Source organism: Streptomyces sp. NBC_01304 (assembly GCF_035975855.1).
Taxonomy (GTDB): Bacteria; Actinomycetota; Actinomycetes; order Streptomycetales; family Streptomycetaceae; genus Streptomyces.
Genome location: NZ_CP109055.1, coordinates 6177229 through 6190707 on the forward strand (window position 1 = coordinate 6177229; position 13479 = coordinate 6190707).

The following is a 13479-nucleotide window of genomic DNA, read 5'->3' on the forward strand; positions in this document are numbered from 1 at the left end:
GGTGGCCGTGTCACCACCCCGCCGCCTCAGACATCGCCGAACACGAACTCCGAGAACGCGAACTCTCGGCCCCCCAGCGTTCCCGCCGTCCGCAGCTCTGCGCGGCGGATCTTGCCGGAGACCGTGACGGGGAGACGGTCCGCGAACTCCAGCGTCTTGACCCACTTCTCCGGGGGCAGCTCCTCGGCCACCGCCGTGAACAGGTCTTTTGCTGACACGGCGGCCGCCGCAGGGTCGGTCGGGACCACGAAGGCCTTGGGGATCCACACGCCGACCGGGTGCGGCACCGGCACCACCGCCGCCTGCGCGACCGACGGGTGGGCGAGCAGCACCCGTTCCAGCTCCAGCGGGGAGATGCGGTGGTCGAACGACTTGAACATGTCGTCGTCGCGGCCCACGTAGCGCAGCTCGCCGTCCTCGCCCAGGTTCACCAGGTCCCCCGTGTGGTAGTAGCCGTCGGCGAACGCCTTCGCGGTGCGGGCCGGGTCGTCGACGTAGCCGTTCATCACGCCGATCGGGCGCGGCTCCAGGGGGAGGCACAACTCGCCCGTGGCGCCCGGCGCGACGGGGGTGCCGGTCTTCGGGTCGAGGACCGCGATCGTGTAGCCGGGCAGCGGGCGGCCCATCGTGCCGGGCTTCGGGGGGCGGCCCGGGACGTGGCCGAGCTGGCCGGTCGTCTCGGTCTGGCCGTAGCCGTCGCGTACGTACACGCCCCACGCCTGGTGCACCGCGTCGAGCAGCGAGCCCTCCAGGGGTTCGCCGGCGCAGGCGGCCTCCCGCAGCGCGGGCGGTGCCTCGCCGAGGCCGTGCGCGAGCAGGCCGCGCCAGATGGTCGGGGCCGCGCAGAAGACGTTCACCGGGTGGGTGCGCAGAACGTCCAGGATGTCGGCGGGAGTTGAGCGGTCCGGGGTCACGGCGACCACCGTGGCCTCGGCGTTGAACGGCACGAAGAACGAGCTCCAGGCGTGCTTGGCCCAGCCGGGCGCGGAGATGTTGAGGTGCACGTCGCCGGGGCGCACACCGTTCCAGTACATCCCCGAGAGGTGGCCCACCGGGTAGCTGGTGTGGGTGTGCTCGACCATCTTGGGGCGGGAGGTCGTGCCCGAGGTGAAGTAGACGAACAGCGGGTCGTCCGCGGCGGTCGGGCCGTCCGGCTCGAAGGGTTCCGTGGTGGCGGGTACGTCGCCGTAGTCGTGCCAGCCGGGGACGGGGGCGCCGACCGCGATCGGGGTCCAGTGGCCGGGCACCTTCGCGAAGCGCCCGGTGAGGGCCGACGCGGCCACCACGTGGCGGACCTGGGCGCGCTCCACGCGGTCCGCGAGGTCGTCGGGGGTGACGGTCGTGTAGGTGGGGACGACCACCGCGCCGAGCTTCATCGCGGCGAGCATCGTCTCGTACAGGGGGAGGCCGTTGTCGAGGGCGAGGAGGACGCGGTCGCCGCGCCGGACGCTCAACTCGCGCAGCCAGAGCGCCACTTGGTCGGAGCGGCGGGAGAGTTCGGCGTAGCCGGCGCGGTGTTCGCCGTCCTCGTCCAGGACCAGGACGGCGGTGGTGTCGTTGCCGTCGGCGATGGCGTCGAACCAGTCGAGGGCCCAGTTGAACCAGCCGGTGGTCGGCGGGCGGAACTCGCGTACGGCCGCGTCGGGGTCGTCGCGGTGCCTCAGGAGGGTGTCGCGTGCTGTGCGGAAGGCGGCGGTGGCCTCGGGGTTGCGGCCGGGGCGGGGGCCTGCCGGCGGGGCGGGGAGGGCGAGGGTGAGGGTGGGGGTGGGCACGGCTGGGCTCCTGGGTTGGGCTTGGGCGCTGGGCTTGGGTGCTTTTCGGTCGGGCCCGACCGGGGCTTCGGCTGCTTGCTGCCGGGTCGTTGCCGCCGGTTCGTTGCCGCCGGTTCGTTCGTGGTCGGGGCCGTGTCGGTAGGTACGTGCTCGCCGCGGGCAATTGCAGGTGGTGCGGTACGCGTCGAGCACGTACCTACCGACCCGACCCCTCGCGCCTCGTACCCGGCTGACTGCCGGTGGGTGGTGGCTCAGGCGCGGCCGGCCGTCGCGATCACGGGCTCTCGTACGGTTGCTTCGCGCTCGGCGCGGTCCAGGCCGAGGAGCATGTCCGTGGCGATCGCGTCCGCGTCCCTGCGGAACAGGGTGTTCAGGCCCGGCTTTCCGCTGCCGACCTGGGTGAACCAGCGGGTGTGCTCGGTCGGGATGCCGAGCGCGTACAGGTCGTGGTCCGAGACGCCCTTGGCGTCGACGACGTGGAACGGGGTGAGGGTGACGTTGAGGCCGCCCGTCGGCTCGGGGGCGCCGCCGTCCGGGGCCTCCAGGACGTACTCGCTGACCGTGCCGTCCGCGATCAGGGTGCGCATGAGGAGGGAGGTGTCGCGGTTCAGGTCGGGGGTGGGGATACGGGCGTCGATCAGGAAGTCCACCACGTGGGAGGAGCCGGTCACCTGGGGCGAGGAGACCCGGAAGCGGCCCGCCGCCTCGTCGGCCGTGAACTGCGTTGCCGGGCCCGCGACTTCGACGACCCCGGCCTCGATGAGGGCGACGAGCTGCCGGACCCGCTCGGCCGGCGGGCCCGCCGAGAGCAGGGCGTTGACCGGCAGGAAGGCGCGTTGGAACTCGTCGGTGTGGGAGTCGGGCTGCAGGCCGTTGTAGTCCACGGCCTCGCGGACCACGTTGCGGATGTCGCGCAGCACGTCGAGCGCGGCCTTCAGCGGTCCGTCGAAGTTGCCGAGCGCCGCCTGGTCCAGGTCGGCCCGCATGACGTCGAGGAGGCGGGCCCGGAACGCGTCGGGGCCGTTGAAGTGCTTGTCGGCGAAGGGGCGGGCGAGTGCCTGGAGGTCCAGCGGGGGCAGTTCGGCGCCGGGGTCGGTGCGCTCGTGCGTGGTGCGGTAGACGTGCTCGACCTCCTGCAGGAGCAGGGGGAGTACGTCCTCGTCGAAGCGGAGCTTGCCGCTGCCGCCTTGCTTGATGCGACGGTGGCGGGCCTCGGAGACCGCCGCCGAGGTGAGGAAGAGCGGCTTGTGGGTGTGGTCGGGGCGCTTCTGGTTGCGGCCGCGAGCCGGGATGGGCAGTCCGCTGCGCGAGCCGGTGAAGATGCGGGGTTCGCGGCCGCTGGGGACGTAACTGCCGTCGGCGGCGAAGGTGCCGCCTCGGCCGACGGTGAGGCTCAACATGACGTCGTAGAAGGAGAGTCCGAGGCCGCGGATGCCGACCGGCGCGCCCGCCGGGATCGCCGCCAGGTCCATGTCGGCGGCCGAGTCGCCGGAGTAGTAGCGCAGGCCCGGGTGACGGACCGCGAAGTCGAGCATGTCCGACTCGAAGGGGTCGGGGGCGTTGAGCGGGTGGCCGGTGGCGAGCAGGACCTTGTCGGCCTCGATGAGGTGCGGTGTCGCGTTCAGGGCGAGGACGTGGCCGCCGCCGTCCTGCTTGGAGAGCTGCTCGACGCGGGCGCGGACCGGTATCAGGTCGACGTGGTCGGGCAGGTTGGCCGCGATCGAGTCGTAGACGGCGCGCAGGTACTGGCCGTACCGGAGTCGGGATGCGTAGTCGTCGGGGCCGAGCAGCGGCTCGCCGAACCGCTCGTGCCGCCCCTGGATCCACTCGCCGAGCGAGGGGCCCGCGCCGGGCCGGGCCGGGCCGCCGTCCGGGACGCCGGAGTACATGGTGACCTGGGCGACGACCGTGTTCATCGTGAACCACTCGTCCTGGTCGGTGCGCCAGACCCGGCCCGCGCCGACCTCCGTGTCGTCGATCGCGAAGATCGAGACCCGGCGGTCGTCGGCCGGCCGCTCGCGCTCGGTGAGGTGCACGGCGAGGCGTTCGAGGACGGAGATGCCGCGGGGGCCGGTGCCGACGACGGCGATGGTGTACGGGTGTTCGCCGCTGGACAAGTCCGCGTCGTAGGCGGGCAGTTCGGAGGTCAGGTCGGCGGGCATGTCGGTGGGCTCGGGCAGGTCGGTGGTCACGGCAGGTCCTTCTTGTACGTGGGCAGGGCGTGGGCGGTGGGGCGATGCGAACCTTCGAGAGCTGCGGTGTCGAAGGTCTGCTGGACGTGCGAGAGCATCCCGAGGAAGTCGTCGGCGCCCAGGCGGGACGAGCCCGTCTTCTCCGGTGCCGGGATCGGCAGCGAGCCGGGGTTGAGCCACTTGAGCTCGCCCTGGCCGTCGATGTAGCTGCGGGTGCGCTGGGCGTTGTCGGCGTGCAGGCAGAACGGCACGTCGAGGTAGCCGCGGGCGAAGGCCTTGAGGAAGGCGGCGCCCAGGTCGTCGTCGAGTTCGAGCACGGCCTCGACCAGGGCCCTGGCCTCCGCGTACACCGGGTTGTCGGAGAGCGGGGGCGGGGTCTGCCGGGTGACGCCGGTCGCGGCGAGGGAGGCCTCTTCGAGGGCGAGGACGTTGTCCGCGACGGTCGGGATGCGGTGGGCCTCGGCCGGGGTCTTCACGATCATGCGCTCGGTGCCGGTGGTGGCGGCGAGCACCGCGCTCTCCCGCAGCAGGCCCAGCGCGCCCTCCTCGGTGCGCGGGAAGACGCCCATGTACGAGTAGAGGACTACGTGCCAGTCCGTACCGCCGAGGTACTGGCCCGCGAGGTGACGCAGGGCGGCGATGGCGTGCACGTCCTGGGTGAAGCTGGTCTGCTGGGCGTACGAGAGGGAGATGCTGGTCAGGCCGTGCTGCTTGAAGAAGATGCCTTCGAGGAGCGAGATCGCCACCAGCAGGCTGGGCGGGCAGAGTTGGCCGAGCATGCAGCCGCCGAAGCTCTCCAGGTGGGCGCCCTCGACGCGCTCGGCGAGGAGTTCGCAGCTGCGCGCCCAGGCGTCGACGGCCTCGCGCAGCGGGGTGCGGCTGTAGGGCAGGCAGTACGAGACGGGGCCGCCCTCGGTCGCGTCGAGTCCGGCGTCCAGGAGGGCCTGCACGATGCCGACGGGCAGCGGTGAGCCGTGCCGGACCTGGATCGCGAAGGTGTCGCTGAACGGTTCGGGGGCGACCAGGTCGGCGAGCATCGCGCGGGTGGTGTCGGCTCCGTGCGCGACGATCGGGAAGCCGTTGAGGTCGGAGCCTTCGCGTAAGGCCTTGCGGGCCGAGTCGTGGTCGCCGACGCGGGTGTAGCTGTCGAGGGTGATGGTGCCGACGGCGGTGGCGTTCGCCGACCGTACGGCCTTGAGTCCGCCGAGCATTTCGGGGACGTATCCGATGCCCATGCGGGGCTGTACGACGAGTCGGCCCTGCGCCGCGGCGGCGCCGACCGCAGCCCCGAAGGGTGCGGTGAGCCGCCGCGGAACAGTCCGGCCCGCGGATGCGGGAAGGGTCATGCCGCGCTCCCGGCGAGCGCGCGTGGCGCGTGCGTGTGGTCCGGTGTGTGCGCGCCTTCCAGGTAGCGGCGGAACGGGGCGATGCCCGCCGTGTCCTCGAACACCGCCGTGTAGCCCGCGGCCATCAACTCCGGCCCGTACGCGCTGTTCTCCGCGCCCCTGATGCCCAGCTTGCCGCCGATGACGACGGGCAGGTCCGCGAGGTCGGACTCCTCGCGGAGCCGGGTGATGAGCCGGCGGCCGTCCAGGTGGCCGTGCCCGTTGACGCTGCTGATGACGACCATGTCCGGCCGGTTGGCCCGGACTTCGGAGATCAGCAGGTCGTCCGGGACACAGGCGCCGATGTTGACGACGTCGTGGCCCATCTCCTCCAGCAGGAGCTGCAGGAAGACCAGGTTCCAGGTGTGCGAGTCGGAGGACACGCTGGAGACGAGTACGCGCCGGCCGGCCTTGCGGTCGGCCGGGCGTATATCGCCGGCCGGGGTGAGCGAAGACATGGACCTCTCTCAATCAATGTGCGGGGTGCGGGAGTTGATGCTTTGGATGCGGGAGTTGATGTACCGAAGGCGAAGGGCGAGGCCGCTCAGGCGTTCGCGAGCTCGGGCTCGGAGACCTCGCGGATGCCCGCCTCGGGCGTGCGGGCCTCGGCCGGCTTGGTGCGGATCGCGAGGACCGTGCAGCCGGTCTCGCTGGACATCTGGTGCTGGGTGCTGGGGCCCTCGACGACCAGGTCGCCCTTGACATAGCTGGTGCCGTCGCTGTGGTCGAGGCGGCCGTCCAGGACGAGCATCAGCTCATAGCCGAGGTGCTCGTGGAAATCGCCGTGCGCATTCTTCGGGAAACGCAGCAGCAGGCCGACCGAGTCCTCGTCGCTCGCCTCGTCCGGCGCCCACAGAATGTGGTGCTCGACGCCCGCGCGGCCCGGCTCCGACCAGGTCGACCATTCGATGTCGGTCAGCTCGAAGCCACTGCGGAAGACGTTCTTGATGAGCTCGATTTCAGACATGGAAATGCCCTGTTCCTTTTTCTTCGAGGGAATTTCGCGAATGTTGTGCGGCCCTTTTCCCGGCCGCCCCGTTCGCTTCATGAACAACTTTAGGAGCGGGGTCGCGGCGTGGACCGTCATGCATCCCGATGGGGGGAGCGCGGCAATCCCGATAGGGCAGGTGACGAAGTACAAGCAGGATTCAAGGACTTGGGCCGGAGCCCCGGCACCATGGCCGGAAGGGGGCGTGGGAGCGCCCGGAGGGAGCCACCAGCGTGGACATCGCCATGTATCAGTTGCGTACGTTCTGGGAAGTTTCGCGGGCCGGCAGCATCACGAAGGCAGGCCGGCGCCTGGGCTACTCGCAGTCGACTGTCACTTCTCATGTCAGGGCACTCGAGGCGCAGGCCGGGGTGCCGTTGTTCCAACGCCTGCCGCACGGGGTGCGGCTCACCGAGGCGGGAGAGACCTTCCGCAACTACGCGAGCCGGATGCTGTCCGTCGTCGACGAGCTGTCCGCGGCCCTCGCCGCAGGCGGGGAGATCAGCGGCCGGGTGTCGATCGGCGCGGCCGCGTTCCTGATGGACCAGGAGGCCACCAAGCTCATCTGGGAGTGCCGCTACCGCTATCCGCGGGTGGAGGTGTCGCCGGTCGGGATGGACGCGGCGCGGATCGTCGACGAAGTCGCCGCGGGTAGGCTGGACATGGGCCTGCTGCTCGCCATGCCGGACCACGAGTGGGAGGGGCGGCCCGGCATCGCGCTGCAGGATCTGCACCCCATCGACCTGGTGTGTGTGGCCAGTTCGGCGCTGCGGGGGCCCGGCCGGCATCTGTCCAAGACCCTGCGCGGGGCACGCATTCTGCAGGTCGACACCACCTGTGCCTCGCAGGATCTGCTGCTGTCCTCGCTGGAGCGGGGCTATGGCGTGCGGCCGGAGGTGATGCAGGCGGGCTCGGTCGGCGGGGCCCTGGAGCTGATGCGTACCGGCTCGTTCGTCGGGCTGCTGCCGGCGCAGGCAGTGGAGCGGGAGATCGCCAACGGTGAGGTCTTCGTCCTCGACGAGGTGCCCCGCCTGCGCTCCACGGTGCGGATGATCTGGGTCGAACAGCCCTGGCTGCCGCCCGCGTTGACGGCCATGCTCGACCTGGCCCGGCGCACCGGTCAGGCGGCCGGGGCGGGCGGCCCGGGCGCGGGCTCGCCCGGCGTACCGCCGGTTCCGCCGGTGCCGCCCGCGTCGGCGGGGCAGGCCGAGCCGGGCGAGGCGCTCAGCCGGGCCAGCTGACCCGGCGAGGCGCTCAGCCGGGCCAGCTGACCTGGCGAGGCGATCGGCCGGGTCAGCTGAAACGACCGAACTGCGGCCGCCCCCGTCGGGGCGGCCGCAGCTCGGTGTACGGATCGGTCGGCCTATTGGCCCGGTACGCAGGTCAGTTGGCCTTGCGCTCGTTCCACCAGCTCGGCGCCGGACGCTCGTAACGCAGCGGAGCGCCCTTCGGCAGGATGTACGTCAGGTGCAGCTCGATCTCCTCGCTGCTCTCGTTGACCCCGTTCAGCGGGAGGTTGCCCGTCTTGATGAACGAGGAGCCCTGCGGGAACACCTCACGGTTGCCGTCCGCGCTGTAGCGGATGATCGTGCCCTTCTGCACGGTCAGGACCACCACACCGGGGTGCACGTGCCAGCCGGTGGCGCCGCCCGGCTGGATCCGGAGGGTCTGCTCCACGACGTGATCGGCCGCACGGACCTTGAAGCTCTGCGGGGTGACGAAGTGGCCCTCGGCGGTGGTCTCGGCCGTGATGTCGTTGCCCGGGCTGGCCTGAGCGATTCCGGTGCCCAGTACGGCGACGGTGAGTGCGGCCGCGGCGAGGAAGCGGGACTTCTTCGTGCTCATCGTGCTCTTCGTGGCTTTCATGGTCTTGGTGCTCTTCATGAGGTTGTTGCCTTTCAAGTAACAATTTCCTGGGGGGTGTTAAAAACTCTAGGCATTCAACGACCCTGCTCCCATCGGCAATTCCGATACCAGGAATCGGCATAGGCCCCATTGAGTTGCCCGATTTCACTGCTAACTTCCTTGCAGCGCGCGGGAATTCCTCGCGTCATCGCTGAAAGGAATTACCGTGTCGAACCCGCGGAAGCGACACCGCACCCTCATACGCACCGCCACGCTCTCGCTGGCCGTGGCGGGCCTCGCCGCCACCGCGCTGCCCCAGGCCGTCGCCGGCCCCGCCGAGAGCGAGGAGGGCGTGCGTACCGACCACGTCATCTACTGGAACAAGGTGATCCTCGACGCCTTCCGCGCACACGGCGGCACCCCCGGCCCGCTCACCCGCGGCAGCGCGATCACCAACATCGCCATCTATGACGCGGTGAACTCCATCAGGCCCACCGGCAAGCCCTACCTCACCACCGTCCCGGGCGCCTCCGGCCGGACCGGCGCGCTGGAGTCGGCCATCGACGAGGCCGCGTACAAGGCACTCAAGGGTGTCTTCCCCAACCAGAACTTCGACGACGAGTACAACGCCGCGAAGGCCAAGCAGGTCGGCGGCACCGCGGCCGACAAGGAGCTCGGCCGCTCGGTCGGCACCAAGACCGCGGACGCCATCCTCGCGGCCCGCGCGAACGACGGCGCCTCCGACGCGACCCCGTACACCCCGGTCAACCAGCCGGGCCACTGGCGCCCGACCCCCGGCAGCACCCCCGCCGCGGGCGCGCCCAACTGGGGCCGGGTCAAGCCCTTCGCCCTGGCCTCCGGCTCCAAGTACCGTCCGACCAGCGTGCACGGCGAGTCCAGCGTCGAGGAGCTGCTGAAGAGCGACGAGTACGTCAAGCAGGTCGACGAGGTCCGCCGGCTCGGCGGCGCCGAGTCCACCGAGCGCACCGCCGACCAGACCCAGATCGCCCGCTACTGGGCCAACGACCTGGACGGCACCTACAAGCCGGTCGGCCAGCAGATCGACCACACCATCGTGATCTACCAGAACCGCCAGTTCACGGTCGACTCGACCAAGAGCGCCAAGCTGCTCACGCTGGTCAACATCGCCCTCGCCGACTCCTCGATCGCGGTCTGGGACTCCAAGTACGAGCGTGACCTGGACCTGTGGCGTCCGGAGAGCGCGATCAACCTGGCCGACACCGACGGCAACGACAAGACGGTCGCCGACCCCAACTGGCGCCCGCTGTCCGTGAACGCCGCCGGTACCCACTTCTCGCCGGCCTTCCCCACGCACGTCTCCGGCCACTCCGGGATCGTCGCCGCGTGGGCCGGTGCGATGAAGAGCTACTACGGCCGTGACGACATCGCCTTCACCGCCGGCACCGACGACCCGAACGCCAAGGGCGTCAAGCGCAGCTTCAAGAGCTTCAGCGCCGCCGCCCAGGAGAAGGCCGACAGCCGCGTCTACTCCGGCGTGCACTTCCGCTGGGACAACGACGCGGCCCTGAAGCTCGGCTACTCGGTGGCCGACGAGGTCTCCGCCAACTTCCTCGGCTGATACCAACTGCCTGGGCACACCGCCCAGTTGACCCCCGCCCCGAAGAGGAGCCATGACTAGCCGATACGCCCAGATCGCCTTCACCAGCCAGGTCCGCGGCCACCAGGCCGAGCACGGCAGCGTGCGCGGCTACGACCGGATGGCCGCCTCGGGTCCGCGCGAGGCGGACCGGCTAGGCGAGGACGAGGAGTGGTTCATCGGCGAGCGGGACAGCTTCTACCTTGCCAGCATCAGCGAGACCGGCTGGCCGTACGTCCAGCACCGCGGGGGCCCCAAGGGGTTCCTGCGGCCGCTGGACGGGGGGCGGGCCCTGGCCTTCGCGGACTTCCGGGGCAACAAGCAGTACATCACCACCGGCAACCTCGACCACGACGACCGGGTCGCGCTCTTCCTGATCGACTACCCGCGCCGGGCCCGCCTGAAGATCTACGGGCGGGCCCGGACGGTACGGGCCGAGGACGAGCCGCAGCTGCTCACGGCGGTGCGGGACGCGGAGTACCGCGCCGTCGTGGAGCGCGTGATGGTGATCGACGTGGAGGCGTACGACTGGAACTGCAGCCAGCACCTCACCCCCCGCTTCTCCGAGGACGAGGTCCAGGAGGCGGTACGCCCGCTTCGGGCGCGCCTGGACGAGCTGGAGAGGGAGAACGCGGAGCTGAGGGCGACAGGCCGGGGGGTTCGTGCCCCGTAAGGGGCGCGGGGAACTGCGCGCCCAGCCCCCACCGGCCGTCAGTTGACGAACTCGCCCACCCGCGGAGCGAGTTCCTGCCGGTAGGCAGCAAGCCGCCCCGTACGGCGGGCCGTAAGCGCCCCCACCAGCCGCCCACGGAAGTGGTAAGTCACCTCGACACGCCGCGACGCAACGTCGAGCTCGACCACCCGCACCTCATCGGCAGCCGCAGGCAACCCCACCGACCGGAACTTCACCCCGTGCAGATCCGACCAGAAGGACGGAATGCCCTGGTGGGGCCGGGGATCGGCCGGATTGAGCAGGGAGTACGCGGCGGTACCCGCGTGCTCGACGGCGTCCGCCCAGTGCCCGAGCGCGAGCCGCGCCCCGCCGGCCAGCGGCTGCGGCAGGTTCACCACGTCACCGGCGGCCACGATGCCGGGCTCGGGGACGCCGTCGGCGCGCAGAACTCGCAGATACGCGTCCGCGTGCACCCCGCCGCCGAGCCGCAGCCCGGACCCGGCCAGCCAGCCCGTCGCGGGCTCGGCGCCGAGCGCGAGGACGGCCAGATCGGCGGGCAGGCTCGTCCCGTCGTCGAGGGTGACCGACCCGATCCGGTCGGTGCCGGGGGCGGTCCGGAACTCCCGCACGGTGCACCCGGTGTGCAGGGCGATCCCCGCGGCGCGGTGCAACTCGGCGACGTACGCCCCCACTTGAGACCCCGCGGCGCGCTGCAACGGCTGCTCGGCGGCCTCGATGAGGGTGACCTCCAAGCCCAACTCCCGTGCGGCTGCGGCGAGTTCTGAGCCGAGGAACCCGGCGCCGACCACGACCAGGCGGCGGCCCTCGGTGAGCTCGGCCCGCAGGGCCAGGGTGTCGTCGAGGCCGCGCAAGGTGAACACGCCCTGGGGGAGCGGCTGCCCGGGCCACTGACGGGCCGCGGTGCCGGTCGCGATGACAAGACCGTCGTACCCGATCTCGTCATACGCGGCCGTGTCGCCGCCCTCCAGGGCGACCGTGCGGCGACCGATGTCCAGGCCGACCGCCCGCCGGCCGATGAGCCAGCGGGCGTCGAGGTCCTCGGCCACGTCGAGCGGGGCGATCCGCAACTCCTTGGAGAGCGGCGGACGGTCGTACGGCATATGGGGTTCGTCCCCGACGAGCGTCAGCTCACCCGCGAACCCCTGCGCGCGCAGCGCCTCGGCGGTGCGCAGGCCGGCCAGCGAGGCGCCGACGACGACGATGCGTCTCATGCCGCGCCCTGACCGGCTGCGGCGTGCACCTGGATGGCGCGCACGGGGCAGACGGCCGCGGCCTTCTCGGCCTTGGCGAGGAGGTCGTCGGACGCGGTGGCCTCGTACACGAGGTAGTCCTCGTCGTCGAAGGAGAAGATCTCGGGCGCAGCGAAGACGCACTGCCCATGGCTCTCGCACAGGTTCATGTCGACGGTGATCTGCATGGCAATGCTCCCTCGGGCGGTGGGTGGTTCCGCGGGCAGTGAGTGGTTCCTCAGACGGTGGGCGGGTTGAAGCGTGAGTAGCCGGGCTCGGACCAGCGCAGCGGCAGGGCGTTCGGGGTCTCCTGTACGCCGGTGACGTAGAAGTCGACCAGGCGCTGGGCGCCGGGGATCCGGGCCCGCTCGTCGGTGTCCCAGTTGGTCTGCGCGGTGCCGGTGAGCTGGAGCATCGAGCCGGTCTCCCAGTCGGGGAAGACCAGGCCGGCCTCGGGGTGCAGTTCCAGATTGCCCAGGGTGAGGAACATGGCGTTGCCGATGTAGTCCGGCCAGCGCAGATGGGTGGGGGACAGGACCTGGACGAAGCCGGGGTTGCCGCCCCGGTGGGAGGCGTCGGCGTCCCCGGCGGGGGAGGTGGTCGACACGAAGAACGTGTCGGCGGTGGTGACCGCGAGCTGCTGTGCGGTGCTCAACTCGGTGGTGAGCCCCTGCGGTGTGCCGGCCTGCCACTCGTACTGCGGGAGCAGGGTGAAGTCCCGCTTCTGCAGATACTTCGGGCAGTTGGCGATGACCTGGTCGAGCGTGACGCGCAGGCCGCGTTCGGTGGGCCGCGACGTGCCGTTGATCCGCATCCGGCGCCGGGTGGCCGGCTCGATGGCGATCATGCCGACCTTCGCGTCCTGCTCCCCGAGCAGCTTGGCCAGGGGGTCGCCGGGCAGGGGCCGCGCGTCGATGGTGAGGGTCTGCTGGTCGGGGGCGCTCAGGAAGCCCGGCTCGCCGGTGAGCAGCGTGGACCAGATCTGGCCCGCCGCATCAGCCCCGCCGACGACGATCATCGGCTGTTCGGCGAGGAAGGCCGCGGCCACGTCCGGGACGACGGCCCCGATGCCGCCGAGCGAGAACGAGGCCTGCTCGGCGAGGCCCGCCCGGTCCTGAACGGTGAGCTCTCCGCGGTGATAGGTGGCCACGGCCTTACCTCTCTTCTGGATTCTTCTTGGTGACTAGGGCCTGTCCCAGGGGCTTCGCGGTTTAGAAGAAGCCGCAGGTCGGGGCGCCCGAGGTGGGCGCGTGGGCCTCTTCGGCACCGGTGGGCGCGTAGATCTCCAGGCGCGTGCCGTCCGGGTCGACGAAGAAGATCCCGCCGGAGGCGGCACCCTCGCCGTGCGGCTTCACGCCCTCGTACGCGAACTCGGCGCCCAGGCCCTTGAGGACCTCCTCGGCCGCGAGGACCTCTTCGGGGGTCTCCACCTGGAAGGCCAGGTGGTGCAGGCCCGCGTGGTTGGCGTCGTAGTTCAGCTCGCTCTGCGGCCACAGGGTGACGAGCAGCTGGCCGTCGCGGCCCAGGAACGCGAACTCCTTGCCCTTCTCGCGGCCTTCGCCGATCACCTCGAAGCCGAAGACCTTGACGTAGAAGTCGACCGAGCGGTCGAGGTCGGTGACGTTCAGGCCGACGTGGCCGGTCTTGATGGCGTTGATGACGGTCATGTTCAGCTGCCTTCTCTCAAAGTCTGGCAAGTCTGGAAGCCGGCCAGGAGGGGGGAACGCCCTAACCGGTAAAGGTGACATTAGAGGTT

13 protein-coding genes are annotated in these 13479 nt (G+C 70.9%); 3 read left to right on the top strand and 10 right to left on the bottom strand.

The genetic code is table 11. The annotated features are described in order from the left end of the window. Window positions 1-26: 26 nt before the first annotated feature. The 5 genes from OG430_RS27585 to OG430_RS27605 form a co-directional block, all read right to left on the bottom strand. Complete coding sequence (locus tag OG430_RS27585; protein WP_327355298.1) at window positions 27-1772, bottom strand: AMP-binding protein; 1746 nt, start codon at window positions 1770-1772, stop codon at window positions 27-29. 251 nt (window positions 1773-2023) lie between these two features. Further along, window positions 2024-3964: an FAD/NAD(P)-binding protein gene (locus tag OG430_RS27590; protein ID WP_327355299.1), complete on the bottom strand. Its 1941-nt coding sequence runs from the start codon at window positions 3962-3964 to the stop codon at window positions 2024-2026. Beyond that, window positions 3961-5310 carry a methylaspartate mutase gene (locus tag OG430_RS27595; RefSeq protein ID WP_327355300.1) on the bottom strand — a complete coding sequence of 450 codons (1350 nt, stop codon included), beginning with the start codon at window positions 5308-5310 and terminating at the stop codon, window positions 3961-3963. Before OG430_RS27595 ends, OG430_RS27590 begins: the two co-directional genes overlap by 4 nt. Then, window positions 5307-5807: a cobalamin B12-binding domain-containing protein gene (locus OG430_RS27600; protein WP_327355301.1), complete on the bottom strand. Its 501-nt coding sequence runs from the start codon at window positions 5805-5807 to the stop codon at window positions 5307-5309. The genes OG430_RS27595 and OG430_RS27600 overlap by 4 nt, the downstream gene beginning before the upstream one ends. 86 nt (window positions 5808-5893) lie before the next feature. Then, the gene (locus OG430_RS27605; RefSeq protein WP_327355302.1) at window positions 5894-6316 is read right to left on the bottom strand and encodes a cupin domain-containing protein; all 423 of its coding nucleotides are present in this window, start codon (window positions 6314-6316) and stop codon (window positions 5894-5896) included. A gap of 254 nt (window positions 6317-6570) precedes the next feature. Here OG430_RS27605 and OG430_RS27610 point away from each other — a divergent pair, with 254 nt between their 5' ends. Beyond that, window positions 6571-7578, top strand: a complete 1008-nt coding sequence (locus tag OG430_RS27610) for a LysR family transcriptional regulator (protein WP_327355303.1) — start codon at window positions 6571-6573, stop codon at window positions 7576-7578. 142 nt (window positions 7579-7720) lie between these two features. Here OG430_RS27610 and OG430_RS27615 read toward each other — a convergent pair whose 3' ends face one another. Beyond that, window positions 7721-8221, bottom strand: a complete 501-nt coding sequence (locus OG430_RS27615; RefSeq protein ID WP_327355304.1) for a cupin domain-containing protein — start codon at window positions 8219-8221, stop codon at window positions 7721-7723. 187 nt (window positions 8222-8408) lie between these two features. Between OG430_RS27615 and OG430_RS27620 the strand changes: the two genes are divergently transcribed. Together OG430_RS27620 and OG430_RS27625 are read left to right on the top strand one after the other, a co-directional pair. After that, on the top strand, window positions 8409-9782 hold the full coding sequence (locus OG430_RS27620; RefSeq protein ID WP_327355305.1) for a vanadium-dependent haloperoxidase: 1374 nt from the start codon (window positions 8409-8411) through the stop codon (window positions 9780-9782). Between the two features lie 52 nt (window positions 9783-9834). Then, window positions 9835-10473 (top strand): pyridoxamine 5'-phosphate oxidase family protein, encoded by a 639-nt coding sequence (locus OG430_RS27625; protein ID WP_327355306.1) that lies wholly within the window; start codon window positions 9835-9837, stop codon window positions 10471-10473. Window positions 10474-10511: 38 nt separating this feature from the next. On the opposite strand, the gene OG430_RS27630 is transcribed toward OG430_RS27625, so the two are convergent. The 4 genes from OG430_RS27630 to OG430_RS27645 form a co-directional block, all read right to left on the bottom strand. After that, window positions 10512-11705, bottom strand: a complete 1194-nt coding sequence (locus OG430_RS27630) for an NAD(P)/FAD-dependent oxidoreductase (protein WP_327355307.1) — start codon at window positions 11703-11705, stop codon at window positions 10512-10514. Continuing rightward, window positions 11702-11911, bottom strand: coding sequence for a ferredoxin (locus tag OG430_RS27635; RefSeq protein WP_327355308.1), 210 nt, complete (start codon window positions 11909-11911; stop codon window positions 11702-11704). The genes OG430_RS27630 and OG430_RS27635 overlap by 4 nt, the downstream gene beginning before the upstream one ends. A gap of 50 nt (window positions 11912-11961) precedes the next feature. After that, on the bottom strand, window positions 11962-12873 hold the full coding sequence (locus tag OG430_RS27640) for a pyridoxamine 5'-phosphate oxidase family protein (protein WP_327355309.1): 912 nt from the start codon (window positions 12871-12873) through the stop codon (window positions 11962-11964). A 61-nt stretch (window positions 12874-12934) separates the two neighbouring features. Further along, window positions 12935-13390, bottom strand: coding sequence for a VOC family protein (locus OG430_RS27645; protein ID WP_327355310.1), 456 nt, complete (start codon window positions 13388-13390; stop codon window positions 12935-12937). Window positions 13391-13479: the final 89 nt, after the last annotated feature.

Coding starts and splice junctions, on each gene's coding strand:
- OG430_RS27595 (WP_327355300.1), bottom strand. CDS start 5,310: ATGACCCTTCCCGCATCCGCGGGCCGGACTGTTCCGCGGCGGCTCACC.
- OG430_RS27600 (WP_327355301.1), bottom strand. CDS start 5,807: ATGTCTTCGCTCACCCCGGCCGGCGATATACGCCCGGCCGACCGCAAG.
- OG430_RS27605 (WP_327355302.1), bottom strand. CDS start 6,316: ATGTCTGAAATCGAGCTCATCAAGAACGTCTTCCGCAGTGGCTTCGAG.
- OG430_RS27615 (WP_327355304.1), bottom strand. CDS start 8,221: ATGAAGAGCACCAAGACCATGAAAGCCACGAAGAGCACGATGAGCACG.
- OG430_RS27625 (WP_327355306.1), top strand. CDS start 9,835: ATGACTAGCCGATACGCCCAGATCGCCTTCACCAGCCAGGTCCGCGGC.
- OG430_RS27630 (WP_327355307.1), bottom strand. CDS start 11,705: ATGAGACGCATCGTCGTCGTCGGCGCCTCGCTGGCCGGCCTGCGCACC.
- OG430_RS27635 (WP_327355308.1), bottom strand. CDS start 11,911: ATGCAGATCACCGTCGACATGAACCTGTGCGAGAGCCATGGGCAGTGC.
- OG430_RS27645 (WP_327355310.1), bottom strand. CDS start 13,390: ATGACCGTCATCAACGCCATCAAGACCGGCCACGTCGGCCTGAACGTC.